The organism is Pedobacter metabolipauper (assembly GCF_004362715.1).
Classification (GTDB): Bacteria; Bacteroidota; Bacteroidia; order Sphingobacteriales; family Sphingobacteriaceae; genus Pedobacter; species Pedobacter metabolipauper.
On the sequence record NZ_SNYC01000003.1, the window covers coordinates 1,068,901 to 1,083,257 of the forward strand.

A 14,357-nucleotide genomic window follows, 5' to 3' on the forward strand; every position below is an offset into this window, starting at 1 on the left:
ATTCCCTTTATTTGAATATTCCTAATGCTGAATAAGTAGGAAAACACAAATTTAAACCAAATATCCAATTATGAAATTAGTCTCCTTTTTAGTAGGGCTATGCCTCTCCCAATCCATTATCTTATCTGTACAAGCGCAGGAATGGAAACCAGTTCCAGGAAAGATCGCTACCCCATGGGCAGAGAAACTAGACCCTGCGAAACCTTTACCAGAGTATCCACGTCCGCAATTGGTGCGCAGTAACAACTGGAAAAATCTGAATGGTCTATGGGATTATGCCATCACGGCCAAAGATGCTGCCCAGCCTAAATCTTTTGATGGAAAAATATTAGTTCCATTTGCAGTAGAATCTTCGCTGTCTGGTGTTGGTAAAACAGTAGATAAGGATAACCTGTTGTGGTACAAAACGATTTTTACCCTTCCATCAACAATGAAAAACACTATTTTATTGCATTTTGGTGCGGTAGACTGGAAAACGGAAGTTTACCTAAACGGAACTAAAGTTGGCAGTCACGAAGGTGGCTTTGACCCTTTCTCATTTGACATTACCCCTTTTCTAAAGAAAGGTGGTAAACAAGAACTATCAGTTAGCGTATGGGACCCTACAGATGAAGGCCCACAGCCAAGAGGCAAGCAGGTAAAGAAACCAGAAGGCATCTGGTATACACCGGTAACCGGCATCTGGCAAACCGTATGGTTAGAGAGCGTTGCCAAAACATACATCGCATCAACCAAACAAACGCCTGATATTGATGCGAAGACCTTAACCGTTTCTGCAGATGTACAAGCCCTGCAAGCAGGAGACAAATTAAAGATCAGCGCTTTTGATGGCAGTACCAAAGTTGCAGAACAAGAGATCAGCGCTGCAGAACAGGCAACATTAAATATTCGCAGTCCAAAGTTATGGTCGCCAGCCAGCCCTTTTCTGTACGACCTAAAAATAGCCGTTGTACGCAATGGAAAAGTAGTTGATGAAGTTAAAAGTTACTTCGCCATGCGTAAATCTTCTATGGGATTAGACAAAAATGGCGTTCAGCGCATGCTCATTAACAATGAATTTGTATTTCAATACGGTCCTTTGGACCAGGGATGGTGGCCAGATGGCTTATACACCGCTCCAACTACGGAAGCCTTATTATTTGACGTGATCAAAACCAAAGAAATGGGCTTTAACATGATCCGTAAACACATCAAGGTAGAACCGGCAATCTGGTATTACGAATGCGATAAATTAGGTATGCTGGTATGGCAGGATATGCCAAGCGGCGACCTTGGAAACCAATGGGAGCCTAATTTAGGCATCATGGGCGGTACAGATAAAAAACGCAGTGCTGAATCTGAAGCCATGTACCGTAAAGAATGGAATAAAATTATGGACGACCTGCATAACTTTCCAAGCATTGTAGTCTGGACTCCTTTTAATGAGGCCTGGGGACAATTTAAAACGAAAGAAATTGCCGAATGGACTAAGAAAAAAGATCCCTCACGTTTGGTAAACAGTGCAAGCGGAGGTAATCACATCATTACAGGCGACATTGTCGATCTGCATCACTATCCAGATCCAAGAATGCCCCGCCCGGATCTTTTCGGCTCAACACATGCTGTAGTGTTAGGAGAATATGGCGGATTAGGACTTCCTGTTTCCGGACATACCTGGAAAGATAAAGACAACTGGGGTTATCAGACCTTTAAAACCGCTGATGAACTGTTTGATAAATATGCTTCTTACATGGTAACCATGGAAAGACTGATCAAAAACGGATTGTCGGCAGCGGTATACACCCAGACTACAGACGTTGAACAAGAAACAAACGGATTAATGACGTACGACAGAAAGGTAATCAAAGTTCCTGTTGAGAAATTAAAACAAGTAACGGATAAATTGTACAATCCTGCGCTTGTAGAACTTAAACCTTAATTTTAACACACCTAAATTAATTCAAATGAGCGTTAAGCTTAGAAATAACTCCATATTAACAGCTGCATTCCTGATCTCAGGAATGCACGCATTTGAAGCTTATTCACAAACAGCTTTAAAAGCTGAATCTGTTACCACAACTAAGAATACAACCGCCAATAGCCATTACGTAAGTAATAAAGCTCCTTTACTGAACAATCATTTCATTAAACTTCCCATTGGAAGCATTAAACCGGGCGGCTGGTTAAAAAATGTATTGGTACTGCAAAAGGATGGCTTAACCGGTAACCTCGGTGAGATCAGCATCTGGCTTTCTAAAAATGACAATGCCTGGCTTAATAAAGAAGGCAAAGGTGCTCATGGATGGGAAGAACTCCCCTACTGGCTTAAAGGATATGCCAATATCGGCTATATGCTGGGCGACCAAAAAATGCTGAATGAGACCAGGTTTTGGATTGATGCCGTGTTGAAAAACCAGCGTGATAACGGCGATTTTGGACCTATGGTAGAAAAAGGAGCTGGCAAAAGAGATCTTTGGACAAACATGCCTATGTTGTGGTGCCTGCAATCTTACTATGAATTTACCAAAGATCCTCGCGTGATCCCGGTAATGACCAAATATTTTAAATGGCAGCTGAGTATTCCTGATGATAAACTCCTGGAAGATTATTGGGAAAAAAGCAGGGGCGGCGATAACATTACCAGCATCTACTGGTTATATAACCGTACCGGTGATTCGTTCTTACTGGATCTGGCTACTAAAATTGACAAGAACACGGCCAACTGGCGTCAGGAAGGAAACTTACCCAACTGGCACAATGTTAACATTGCACAATGTTTTCGTGAGCCTGCAACCTATTACCTGCAAAGTCACAATAAAGCAGACCTAACAGCTACCTACAACGACCATAACCTGATCAGAAACATTTACGGACAAGTACCGGGCGGAATGTTTGGAGGCGATGAAAATTCAAGAAAGGGTTACGACGATCCAAGACAAGCGGTAGAAACCTGTGGCCTGGTAGAACAAATGACCTCAGATCAGATGCTTTTAGGCATTACCGGAGATACCTTCTGGGCAGAAAACTGCGAAGATGTTGCCTTTAACACCTTTTCTGCAGCCTTTACCCCAGATTATAAAGCACTCCGCTACTTAACTGCTCCCAACATGGTGATTAGCGATGCTAAAAACCACCATCCCGGAATTGACAATACAGGTCCATTTTTAATGATGAACCCGTTTAGCAGCAGATGCTGCCAGCACAACCATGCGGCTGGCTGGGTCTATTATGCAGAAAATACCTGGATGGCAACACCTGATAACGGCATTGCAGCACAATTGTACGCCGAAGGCGAAGTAAAAGCCAAAGTTGGCAATGGTACAGAAGTAACCCTGAGCCAGGTTACCAAATATCCTTTTGACGATCAGATCAACATTACCGTAAATACACCAAAGGCCGTTAACTTCCCATTGTACCTCAGAATCCCGGCATGGAGCAAACAGGCTGTTGTCAAAGTAAACGGCAAGTTGGTTCATGTAACCGCTGCACCAGGTGCCTATGTTAAACTAACCAATACCTGGAAAAACGGCGATAAGGTTACTTTACAGCTACCAATGGAAATTAAAGTAAGGGACTGGGAAAAGAATAAGAACAGTGTCAGTGTAAACTATGGCCCACTTACCTACTCTTTAAAAATTGATGAAGATTACGTTCAAAAAGACAGTAAAGAAACTGCTATAGGCGATTCGCAATGGCAAAAAGGTGCCGATCCTAAAAAATGGCCTTCCTATGAGATCCATCCTAAAACTGCCTGGAACTATGGATTGGTTTTGGATGAAAAGAACCCGGAGAAGTCGTTCACAGTGGTTAAAAAAAGCTGGCCAAAGGACAACAATCCATTTACCAACGGGAACGCACCTATAGAATTAAAAGTGGTGGGAAAACAGATTCCGCAATGGAAAATTGACCAATATGGACTGGTAGATATTTTGCCGGTAAGCCCGGTGGTTACCAGTGAAAAACAAACGCCGTTAACACTGGTTCCAATGGGTGGGGCAAGGTTAAGAATATCTTCTTTTCCAGTAGTGAAGTAATGTGCTTTATTTTCATACATTTGGCGCATTATTTCAAATGATATGGGGCATCATAAACACATTCAAAAACTCAGTGCAGCGGGATTATTAATTAGTCTTGGAATTATATATGGAGACATTGGTACCTCTCCCCTGTATGTTTTCAAGGCCATCATTGGTGAACGCTTAATTACACAAGAATTAATCCTGGGCGGATTGTCCTGCATTTTCTGGACACTCACCCTACAAACGACTATAAAATATGTCATCATCACCCTGCAGGCAGACAACAAGGGTGAAGGTGGCATATTTTCTTTATTCTCCCTGGTTAAACGAAAAGCCAAATGGCTGATCATACCGGCCATGGTTGGCGGTGCTGCCCTGCTGGCAGATGGAATCATGACCCCTGCGGTAACGGTTTCGGCTGCCATTGAAGGTTTGGGGCTGATTTACCATGACCTGCCTACCGTGCCGATCGTGCTGGCCATTATTATCTTCTTATTCGTATTACAGCAGTTTGGAACCTCACTGGTTGGTAAAGCATTTGGTCCAATCATGTGGCTTTGGTTTACCATGATCGCTGTTCTTGGCTTTGTATACATCCTCGATCTTCCGGAGATCTTAAAAGCGATCAACCCCTACTATGCCTACCAGATCTTAAGTACCAACCCGGAAGCCTTTCTAATCATTGGAGCTGTATTCTTATGTACAACCGGAGCTGAAGCCTTATATTCAGACCTGGGTCACTGCGGACGGTCAAATATCCGGATCAGCTGGGTATATGTAAAGATCTGTCTGATCTTAAACTATATGGGTCAGGGTGTTTGGTTGTGGAACCTTCAGGGAACCAAGCTGGGTGATGTTAATCCTTTTTACCACCTCATGCCGGATTGGTTCTTAATTTATGGAATTGCAATCGCTACTGTAGCAGCAGCCATCGCCAGTCAGGCTTTAATATCAGGTTCATTTACCTTAATTGCCGAAGCGGTACGTTTGAACTTATGGCCTAAGGTAAAGATCAACTATCCAAGTGAGCAAAAAGGGCAATTGTATGTGCCTTCCATGAACTGGATCTTAATGTCTGGCTGTATCATAGTCGTGCTCATCTTCGAAAAATCAGTCAATATGGAGGCTGCTTACGGGCTATCCATTACCGTGGCCATGCTGATGACGACCATCCTTGTATCCGTGTTCCTGATGCGTAAAAAGGTACCAATATACCTGGTTGCATTTTTTCTGCTGATATATGGAGTTATTGAACTTACCTTTTTAGCAGGTAATGCCGCGAAGATTATACACGGCGGATGGTTTACACTGATCCTTGGATTTGCATTGTTTGCGGTCATGTGGTTCTGGTCTAACGGAAGAAGGATCAGAAACCGGTATATGAAGTTTATTGACATAGAAGATTTTTACCCGCTGATTAAGAACATCAGCGCAGATACCTCAATTGCTAAATATGCGTCGAACCTTGTTTACCTGACGAGTGCAAACTTTAATACGGAAATTGAGTCGTCTGTGATCTATTCTATCATTCAAAAACACCCTAAGCGGGCAGACGTTTACTGGCTGCTCCATGTGGATGTAACTGATGAACCGTACACCATGGAATATGAAGTAGATCAAATGATCCCGGATCAGCTCATTAGGATCGATTTCAGGCTCGGTTTCCGGGTAGAGCAACGTGTTAACGTATTGTTTAGAAAAGTGGTTGAGGAGCTCGTTAAAAGCGGTGAGATAGACATCACCAGTAAATATAAATCTTTAGAAGCAGAGAACATTCCCGGAGACTTCCGTTTTGTAGTTATTGAGAAGATCATTTCCAATTCCAACAGTTTGAAGTTCATAGAAAGAGTAACCATGTCTTGCCACAGGATACTTAAACTGATGAGTATTTCAGAAAGAAGAGGTTTCGGACTGGATTCCAGCTTTGTTACCATTGAGCAGGTTCCGTTAATTGTAGACATTCCAGAGCCAATTCGCTTAACACGGATAAAATAATTGGTAGATTATCAAATTTAATAATACTGATAATAAAGGAATTAGCGTTAAACTGCTTGTAAACATGAACTTTTTTACAATTTATTTAGCAGAATAAGATTAAAATCCTATCTTTGCACCCTCTTCAAAAAGAGAATGATTCCGTAGCTCAGCTGGTAGAGCATTACACTTTTAATGTAGTGGTCCTGGGTTCGAATCCCAGCGGGATCACGAAAAGCCTCAGAAAATCTGGGGCTTTTTTGTGTAAAAAAAATGTGTTTTTCAAACATGATGAGTAAATTACATAGGAAAATCGAGGATCATTTGTTGCAAAACTCTCTGATCTCATAATGAAAAGCATTATGCAGTTTACTCATGATTTTCTTTTGTGTCGTTTACCCTATTTATAATCAGGTAATACGATTTCTTTCCCGGGTACCTTTTTGCCGCTGCTAAGTTTTCCAACTAACCATTTTACAGGTTTACTTCCAACCGCTGCCACCAATCTGTTTAATATAAAAATGCCAAATTTTGTCCTGGGGTAAACTACCCAGGGAATTCCAGGCGGCAATTGCTGAGATTTTTCAACATAGGGTCGCATCTTGTCTTCATAGGCGCGGAATGCCTGTTCAATAGTATCTGCTCTAGACAGTTCTCCTGCTAATATGTAAGCACCGGCCATGGCCAGATCGGTACCTTTACCTGCAATGGGTGTTGCACACCACGCAGCATCGCCCGTAATGGCAACCCTGCCCCTGCTCCAACTGGAAGCTTTAACCTGGCTTACACGCTCAAAATAGAAATCCTTCGATCGCTTGATCCCTTCAGTGATCCTGTCTGATTCCCAGCCTGTCCCTTTTATCCGCTGAATCAGCGCATCTTTCTGTTCCTCCATGGAAAGTCCTTTATATTCATCCTCCGTTGCCAGGAAAGTAACAGAAGCTCTTGTTTCACCGTGATTGTCAGGCCGCATGAGATAAATAATCCCTGAAAGGGCATTGCACCAGCGTGCCCATTTGCTGTCGCTTGGTTCCTTTGGTATGGTTAAATAAGCAGTGTATAGGCCAAGATATTTAAAATCAGGTTGACTTCCGAAAACCAGTTCCATAGTTTTGGAACCGATTCCTTCTGCTGAAATCAAGATATCGAACGATTCTTCTTTCCCGCTGGCAAAGCTGACATTTACTGCTATGTCTGTCTGGCTGACACTGGTTATCTGGTCACCAAACCGGTATTCAACCTTTTCTTTTGAACACTCATAAAGAATTTTTACCAGGTCCCCGCGCAAAATCTCTAACTCCTGCGTAAGACCTATAGATTCTCCTTTCGGGAATTCTGCGACAATTTTGTTTGCGGTATCGACAAAGCGGGTACCAATTTCGGTAGTATTGGCCGCCCGGATCTTTTCTTCAATGCCCATCATTTGCGCAATTTCCCTGGCCGGACCTTTCACATCAATATTCTGCCCACCTAACCTCAGCTCTCGTGCTTTCTCAGTTACAATTACATCAAACCCGTAATGGCTAAGCCAGTAAGCAAGTGTCGGTCCGGCAATACTCGCACCGGATATCAGGATTTTTTTGTTTTTCATGTGCTATACCCACGAATGATCATGGATAGACATAACAAACCAGGAGACTTAAAGTTGGATAAATCACAATTGCGATGGTCATAAAAGCAATCCTTTGAAAATAATTTAGAAAAAATTTGAGAAACCGAAAAGTTGCATATATATTTGCAACCGATTAGTTTCTTAATTAAATATAGTAAACAATGAGACGGGATATATTTCAAGCTATTGCAGACCCAACAAGACGGGCAATTATAGCCTTAATAGCATTACAGCCAATGACACCCAATGCCATTGCCGAAAACTTTCACACAACCAGACAAGCCGTATCAAAACATTTGCGCATGCTCACAGAATGTGATCTTGTAAAACAAGAATATCAAGGCAGAGAGATTTACTACTCTCTTGAAATTGAAAAAATGAAAGAAATAGATCAATGGTTAGACCAATACCGAAAAATTTGGGAGAGCCGGTTTAACCAATTAGACCAAGTATTATCAACACTTAAAAAACAGAAAAAATGAACAATTTACTATTTGATTTTACCGTTGACAAGGCAAAAAAAACGGTATTTGTAAACAGAGAATTTGCAGCCGACCTTTCGCTGGTATGGGATGCTTTTACTAAACAAGAAATTCTTGACCAATGGTGGGCACCTAAACCCTGGAACTCAAAAACAAAAGTGATGGATTTTGAGGTTGGAGGACGAAGATTTTACGCCATGGTTAGTCCTGAAGGTGATGAGCATTGGGCACTTCAACAATACACTTCCATTAGCCCAAAAACGAATTTCAAATATTTGAATTCTTTTGCAGACAAAGATGAAAACCCTGATTTGCCAGGTTCTGACTGGGATCTTAGCTTCAGTGAAGAAAATGGAAATACAAAAGTGAGCATTACTATTAAAAATGATTCACTGGAGCGCATGGAAAAAATGATTGAAATGGGTTTCCAGGGAGGATTTACCATGACATTGAATTACCTGGACGAATTATTGGCTACATTATCTAAAAAATAAATTAACCGGCAATACCATGTACTCCCTGATTTAGTCATCGCGGGCACATGCTATTGCCGTTTTAACACAGTTGACAAATGGCGTAAGATCTATCCAGATTTGCTTCACCTGATCCAATGGATCAAGTTGACGGCTTTTTTAAATCATTTAAAGATACAGTCAATTAAAACTTGCCCTGAAATCCAAAGGCGATAAACTGGTCTTTGCCTTGAACAGTCTGCTGAAGGACTGGGGATGTTCAAAACCCAGGCCATAGGCAATTTCGCTTACCGATTGATCCGTAGTGGACAATTGCGCTTTGGCATGTTCAATTAATCTGTCCTGTATGTAATGCTGGGTACTCTTTCCCGTTAAGGTCTTCAATAAGCCACTTAGGTAGCCTGCAGACAAATTCAATGATGCTGCTACATATTGAACAGTCGGCATTCCATCTACTGTCAATTCACCATTTTTGAAATACCCATCCAGCAAAGCTTCCAGGCGGTCAAGGATGGAGTGGCCAGACTGTTTACGGGTAATGAACTGCCTCTGGTAAAACCGGTCTGCATAGATCAACAGCAGTTCCAGCTGCGCAATGATCACAGGAGCGCTGAACTTGTCAATGTTACTGCAATATTCCCTTGCCATATTTTCCATGATGGCAACAACGGATTTTTCTTCCTTATCCGATAAGAACAAGGCTTCATTGACGAAATAGTCAAAATAATCATAGTTTCTGATCGTCTTTGCCAGTGCGGTCTTCCACAGGAAATCGGGATGGATCAGCAGTAGCCAGCCTGATCGGGCAGCGTTTTCCTCCTCATAGGCCTTCACTTCAAACACCTGACCCGGAGACATGAAAAACATGACACCTTCTTCAAATACTCCAGACTGCTGACCGTACTTCATGTTGCCCTTAAAATCCCGGTCGATCAGGATGGAATAAAAGTCGAACATATAACCCCTGTTGGCCATGCAGTGCAGTTGAATGGAGCCGTAATCAATCACACTGATGAGCGGATGTTCCGGTTTGGGGAGTCCCATCACCTTATGGTATTCGCTGATCGTATTTATCTTGTGGATCACCCTGTTTTGCATATCCTAAGTTACTGATAAATGTTTCTTTTTCTATTGCCGGATTACCTCTTCCAGCTTTTTAACCAGATTTTCCGGTTGTTCCCTCATGGAATAATGCCCGCCTTCAAAAGTAAAGACTTTCCATTTCCTGGCCCTGGCTCTCAACAGGCCCATTTTGTCATGCTCAGGACTGCTCTTACCCTCCTTGGTCATCAATATAAAAACAGCCGGAATCTTTTTAACCAGGGGATTACCAATTTGAAGGGGCTCGGTAAAAGTTTTTAACGGCTGGGGTACATCGCCTGGCGGTACAGCCTTTGTTGCACCGAAAGGATAAACCACCATGCTGTCCTTGATCATGCCCGCCCAAAGGTCTCCACAGATATCTTTCGCGCTTTCACCATTATTGGGAATCATTGCATCCAGATAAACCAGTTGTCTGATTCGGTCAGGAACCTGTTCGGCCACACCGGAAATGACTATGCCCGCATAACTATGCCCAACCAGGATCACATCATGGAGATTCTCGTACCTGATCACGTTCAGGATGTCATTGATATAGGTGGTCAGGTTGATGCCTGGGTTAGATAGATGCACCCTTTCGCCAAGGCCGGTAAGCGTAGGACGGTAAACTTTGTCCCCATTGGCAGTTAAAATGGAATCTACTTTCGCGTAATCCCAGCCGCCGCTCCAGGCACCAGGAACGAAAACAAAGGTACGGGCATGATGCTGCTGTCCGTAAGCGAGCGAAGAAAAGGCAATGCTTAAAATGAAAATCAGTTTTTTCATAAAATGTTCGATTGATATAAATTGTTTGAGGCTACAAAATTGAGGATTGGCCAGCCAGCAAGGCTAACCGAATCTGCTTTTGTCGGAACAAAATATCATGTCGGAACATTCTATAACTTATTTTTATTTAGGTAAACCTTAAGCGCTTCCCTGTAACTACTACCAACAGGAACTTCTGAATTGTTAATGAGTACACATTTTCCATTATACTGACTTATTTTAGATAATGGAACAATATATGATTTATGAATTCTCATAAATTTATAAGCACCCAATACCTCTTCTATAGATTTTAATGATTTTAGCGCTAAGCAATAGTTTTTCCCGGTAATAATTTTAACATAATCTTTCAAACCCTCAATATAATCTATATCCCTTATTAAAATCTTAATAAACTCATCCCCTTCTTTTACAAAAAAAGAAGGTTCAGGCATATTTTGACCCTCCCTGTTTTCTAAACTTTCAAAACGGGTAATGGCTTTACAAAAACGCTCAAATGAAATTGGTTTTAACAGATAATCAACTACCTCTAAATCAAAACTTTCAACGGCATACTGACTAAAGGAAGTGGTCATTATAAACTTGGTATTTGTCTTAAAAAGTTTTACAAGTTCAATTCCGGAAATTTCAGGCATTGCAATATCTGTAAGAACAAGATCTATCTTATGATCCCCTTTTAAAAAATTAAAGGCTTCGACCGAATCGGTAAAGGTTTTAATCACTTCAAAATTTGAGAAACGCTTTAAATGATGTGTTATGACATCTATAGCCAAAGATTCATCATCAATTATTATGACTTTATATAACTTCATTATTCAGCATAATTTTAAGACGGGTAGTATAGGTATTTGGTGTATTACTGATCTTTATACTCGAACTTTTTGGATATAACAACTCCAATCGTTTTTTTAAGTTTTCAAGTCCTTTTCCTTCACGGTTACTTTCTTGAAAATGCTGCCTGGTAAAAAGACTATTTTCTACCGTACATAGTAGTTCCTTATTCCCAATATTCACATCGATCTTTACAAATGCATCTTTTATATTGGTATAAAATCCATGCTTAAAAGCATTTTCTACAAGCGTGATCAAAAGAAAAGGTTCGATCCATTTTTCATCGTTATCAGAATCTTCGACACTAAGTTTGATACGGGCATCTTCACCAAATCTTATTTTTTCAATAGCGATGTACTTTTCAATGAAATCTATTTCTCTATGCAGCGGTACCTTGTTAAGATGGGTTTCATCCGTTAAATAACGCATCATACCTGATAATTTTAAGATATAATCTGATGTCTCCGGATCATTTTTTAAAGATAAACTGTACAATGAGTTAAACGCATTAAATAAAAAATGAGGATGTAATTGATTTCGCAGCAACTGTTCTTTGGCCTGGTTTAATTCTCTTTCCAGCTTTTGATAACGTCCCAAAAATTCAAAGCGATTGACAGTATACACAAATAAATAACATAAGACCGATTGTCCCAAAAAGCTGGTAAAGTATTCAAACGTTTCTTCAAATGTAACCCCATCATGGATCCTGTAATCTTTAAGTGATGCCAGTAATAGCAGCATGGTGATAAAGAGGATAGAAAACCCAATCTTTTTCCAGTTGCCATTTAATTGGAACACAAAATAATATAAAACATAGGCAATTAGGGCGCATGCAAAATTCTCGACAGCACCACTTGTAAGAAAGAAAAGCCAGTAATCCGGAAGCGAGAAAAAAGCCCTGATCAACAGGTTGACTGTTATGACAGCGATAAAAATCACATGAAGGATAATCTTTATGATTTGAATAGTTTTATGTGATCGTAGAAACATAGTAGTTTGTATAAGCACAGGTAAAGATATAAAAAGTGGATGGTGTTAAGTCGGCTGAAACCCTGGGTTCATCTATCCACACCTCATGTTTATCTATAACATTTTTAAAGCGGATCAAACTATAATACGTTTGACCAGAATTCAATTAAAAATTTAAAAGATGAGGACGTATTTTATACTTACTGTTTTATGTTTTATTTCAGTATTGGCCTTTAGTCAAAAACTAGAACTAGAAAAAGCATCTCCATTTACAGCTGTAAAATGGGAAAAAGAACAACCTGTTGTACAATTTGACAATAAATGGTATCATCTTGAAAAGTTAGATGACTTCAGAGAAGAAGAATTATTGGATTTCTGTAAAAAACAGTTTGGATCAAAATGGCAAAAACGCTTTTCTGAAGACCTTGTGGAGGTACTACAGAGTTTAGGTTATCAACCCAATATAAAAGTCGATTTACAACTATCTAAAGATGGCGTTCTGAACACTTATACAGGCATTTTTACTATTGAAAACAGACATAAATTGCTGCTATATAACAGGTCCATCGAAGAATCCATTTCGATTACCCCACTTCCTAAAAAAATCCCAATAGCTGAAACTATAGCCGATTTAAAACAGTTTGAAGACATACTGAAATCCATTTCTTCTTACAGCCAGCTTTCAACATTTGATTACAAATTGGCTATAAGAAAGCTATTAGACTCCATTGTTAATAAAAATAATGACGTAGACATTAATGAATTTACCAACGAAATTGGCAAAATTATGGCAGAAATTGGGGATCGGCATTCGTCTGTAAAAAATGAATCATTCAACAAAAAAGCCCATAAAACGTACAACTTAAGACTCCCATTTGGTGTGGCCACGTTAAACGGTAAAATTATCGGGTTGAAAAAAGATGTAAAAGATGAAAATTATGAGTTCTATGATAAGTCACATCCCTATATTAAAAGCATAAATGGGATAGCTATAGAGACGCTGGTCAACGCTTATAATTACAGGGATAAAAAAGCACCAGGACAAGCAAAACTTTCGCGAGGGGCCAGTGCGATTCAAAAATATGGAGAACTCTTATTTGAGAATAATATTCCATGTCCCGATAGTATAAATGTAATTTTTAGTGACGGCAATGCTGAAAAAATGGAAACATTCCAATTAACTACAGAAAATAATGGATATGCTTCAAAACTGCTTCAAGAGCATGATCTCCTTAAAGATCAGATCAGCAAAAAAAGCTTTGAAGGTTTAAGTAAAATAATAGCACATCATATCGGATATATTCACATTCCTGAGATGTATGATTATGACGAGGTAGAAGGTTTGGAAAATTTCATAGAAAATGCCTTTAAAAGTTTCTCCAATACGAAAGCATTGATTATCGATATTAGAAATAATCCAGGAGGCGGAAGAGAGATCCTTCAAACCTTTGCGCCTTATATTGTTCAGGCGAAGCAATCACCCTGGGTTGCCAATGTCGCATATTTAAGAACAGACAAAAATATAATTGGCAACGAAGAATCCATGAGTGCCCGTTATCTATATAGTTATAACTCAGAGAGATTATCAGACAATGACAGAAAAGCAATTGATCAGTTCAGAAAGGATTTAAAGCTTCAAAAAACAATGGATAGTTCTAAGTTTAGCAGCCCTTTTTATATGGTTTTACATCATGGCGAGAAATCATATAGTCAACCGGTCTATATTTTAGTAAATGAAGAGAGCTTTAGCGCGGCATCCGTCTTTACAAGTGCATTTAAAGGTTTGCCAAACGTAAAAATAGCAGGAGAAACAACGGATGGTTCAAGCGGTAATTCAAAAATATTGTATTTGAAAAACTCAAATATTAAAATTAGTGTGTCTACGATGCTGTCATTTCAAAGAAATGGAAAGACCTTAGACGGAAATGGAACCATACCTGATCTTGTTATTCAAGCAGACGAAAAGCAAGTTTTGGACGGTTATGACAACCAGCTAAATAAATTGATCAAAATAATAAATGTCACTAAATAAACTTTTGAATGTTGTCAACTCCAAAAGATTTTATAAACAAAGACGCAGTACACATTAAAAAACATAGATGTAACAGAAGAAAAACTTCATTAAGTCTTGGTTTAACATAAGTTAACACAA

The 14,357-nt window shown here is 39.9% G+C and carries 11 protein-coding genes and 1 tRNA gene; 7 read left to right on the plus strand and 5 right to left on the minus strand.

Annotated features, from left to right (window positions below; genetic code table 11):
• Positions 1-70: 70 nt before the first annotated feature.
• The 4 genes from ATK78_RS04580 (at position 71) to ATK78_RS04595 (ending at position 6,203) form a co-directional block, all read left to right on the plus strand.
• Positions 71-1,918, plus strand: coding sequence for a glycoside hydrolase family 2 protein (locus tag ATK78_RS04580; protein ID WP_133574858.1), 1,848 nt, complete (start codon positions 71-73; stop codon positions 1,916-1,918).
• Positions 1,919-1,943: 25 nt separating this feature from the next.
• Positions 1,944-4,013 carry a beta-L-arabinofuranosidase domain-containing protein gene (locus tag ATK78_RS04585; protein WP_133574859.1) on the plus strand — a complete coding sequence of 690 codons (2,070 nt, stop codon included), beginning with the start codon at positions 1,944-1,946 and terminating at the stop codon, positions 4,011-4,013.
• A 42-nt stretch (positions 4,014-4,055) separates the two neighbouring features.
• Positions 4,056-5,993 (plus strand): KUP/HAK/KT family potassium transporter, encoded by a 1,938-nt coding sequence (locus ATK78_RS04590; RefSeq protein ID WP_133574860.1) that lies wholly within the window; start codon positions 4,056-4,058, stop codon positions 5,991-5,993.
• Between the two features lie 137 nt (positions 5,994-6,130).
• Positions 6,131-6,203: transfer RNA gene (locus ATK78_RS04595), tRNA-Lys, on the plus strand.
• Between the two features lie 169 nt (positions 6,204-6,372).
• Here the strand turns inward: ATK78_RS04595 and ATK78_RS04600 are convergent.
• Positions 6,373-7,563: an FAD-dependent monooxygenase gene (locus ATK78_RS04600; protein ID WP_133574861.1), complete on the minus strand. Its 1,191-nt coding sequence runs from the start codon at positions 7,561-7,563 to the stop codon at positions 6,373-6,375.
• Positions 7,564-7,745: 182 nt separating this feature from the next.
• Between ATK78_RS04600 and ATK78_RS04605 the strand changes: the two genes are divergently transcribed.
• Together ATK78_RS04605 and ATK78_RS04610 are read left to right on the plus strand one after the other, a co-directional pair.
• Complete coding sequence (locus ATK78_RS04605; RefSeq protein WP_133574862.1) at positions 7,746-8,066, plus strand: ArsR/SmtB family transcription factor; 321 nt, start codon at positions 7,746-7,748, stop codon at positions 8,064-8,066.
• The gene (locus ATK78_RS04610) at positions 8,063-8,560 is read left to right on the plus strand and encodes an SRPBCC family protein (protein ID WP_133574863.1); all 498 of its coding nucleotides are present in this window, start codon (positions 8,063-8,065) and stop codon (positions 8,558-8,560) included. Before ATK78_RS04605 ends, ATK78_RS04610 begins: the two co-directional genes overlap by 4 nt.
• Positions 8,561-8,719: 159 nt before the next feature.
• On the opposite strand, the gene ATK78_RS04615 is transcribed toward ATK78_RS04610, so the two are convergent.
• The 4 genes from ATK78_RS04615 to ATK78_RS04630 all read right to left on the minus strand — a co-directional run bounded on the left by ATK78_RS04615 (position 8,720) and on the right by ATK78_RS04630 (position 12,226).
• Positions 8,720-9,637, minus strand: a complete 918-nt coding sequence (locus ATK78_RS04615; protein WP_133574864.1) for a helix-turn-helix domain-containing protein — start codon at positions 9,635-9,637, stop codon at positions 8,720-8,722.
• A 30-nt stretch (positions 9,638-9,667) separates the two neighbouring features.
• Positions 9,668-10,405: an alpha/beta fold hydrolase gene (locus tag ATK78_RS04620; RefSeq protein WP_133574865.1), complete on the minus strand. Its 738-nt coding sequence runs from the start codon at positions 10,403-10,405 to the stop codon at positions 9,668-9,670.
• Between the two features lie 110 nt (positions 10,406-10,515).
• Complete coding sequence (locus ATK78_RS04625; RefSeq protein WP_133574866.1) at positions 10,516-11,217, minus strand: LytR/AlgR family response regulator transcription factor; 702 nt, start codon at positions 11,215-11,217, stop codon at positions 10,516-10,518.
• The gene (locus tag ATK78_RS04630) at positions 11,204-12,226 is read right to left on the minus strand and encodes a sensor histidine kinase (protein WP_133574867.1); all 1,023 of its coding nucleotides are present in this window, start codon (positions 12,224-12,226) and stop codon (positions 11,204-11,206) included. The genes ATK78_RS04625 and ATK78_RS04630 overlap by 14 nt, the downstream gene beginning before the upstream one ends.
• 160 nt (positions 12,227-12,386) lie before the next feature.
• On the opposite strand from ATK78_RS04630, the gene ATK78_RS04635 reads away from it, so the two are divergent.
• Positions 12,387-14,237 carry a S41 family peptidase gene (locus tag ATK78_RS04635; protein WP_133574868.1) on the plus strand — a complete coding sequence of 617 codons (1,851 nt, stop codon included), beginning with the start codon at positions 12,387-12,389 and terminating at the stop codon, positions 14,235-14,237.
• Positions 14,238-14,357 lie beyond the last annotated feature (120 nt).

Coding starts and splice junctions, on each gene's coding strand:
- ATK78_RS04580 (WP_133574858.1), top strand. CDS start 71: ATGAAATTAGTCTCCTTTTTAGTAGGGCTATGCCTCTCCCAATCCATT.
- ATK78_RS04585 (WP_133574859.1), top strand. CDS start 1,944: ATGAGCGTTAAGCTTAGAAATAACTCCATATTAACAGCTGCATTCCTG.
- ATK78_RS04590 (WP_133574860.1), top strand. CDS start 4,056: ATGGGGCATCATAAACACATTCAAAAACTCAGTGCAGCGGGATTATTA.
- ATK78_RS04600 (WP_133574861.1), bottom strand. CDS start 7,563: ATGAAAAACAAAAAAATCCTGATATCCGGTGCGAGTATTGCCGGACCG.
- ATK78_RS04605 (WP_133574862.1), top strand. CDS start 7,746: ATGAGACGGGATATATTTCAAGCTATTGCAGACCCAACAAGACGGGCA.
- ATK78_RS04610 (WP_133574863.1), top strand. CDS start 8,063: ATGAACAATTTACTATTTGATTTTACCGTTGACAAGGCAAAAAAAACG.
- ATK78_RS04615 (WP_133574864.1), bottom strand. CDS start 9,637: ATGCAAAACAGGGTGATCCACAAGATAAATACGATCAGCGAATACCAT.
- ATK78_RS04620 (WP_133574865.1), bottom strand. CDS start 10,405: ATGAAAAAACTGATTTTCATTTTAAGCATTGCCTTTTCTTCGCTCGCT.
- ATK78_RS04625 (WP_133574866.1), bottom strand. CDS start 11,217: ATGAAGTTATATAAAGTCATAATAATTGATGATGAATCTTTGGCTATA.
- ATK78_RS04630 (WP_133574867.1), bottom strand. CDS start 12,226: ATGTTTCTACGATCACATAAAACTATTCAAATCATAAAGATTATCCTT.
- ATK78_RS04635 (WP_133574868.1), top strand. CDS start 12,387: ATGAGGACGTATTTTATACTTACTGTTTTATGTTTTATTTCAGTATTG.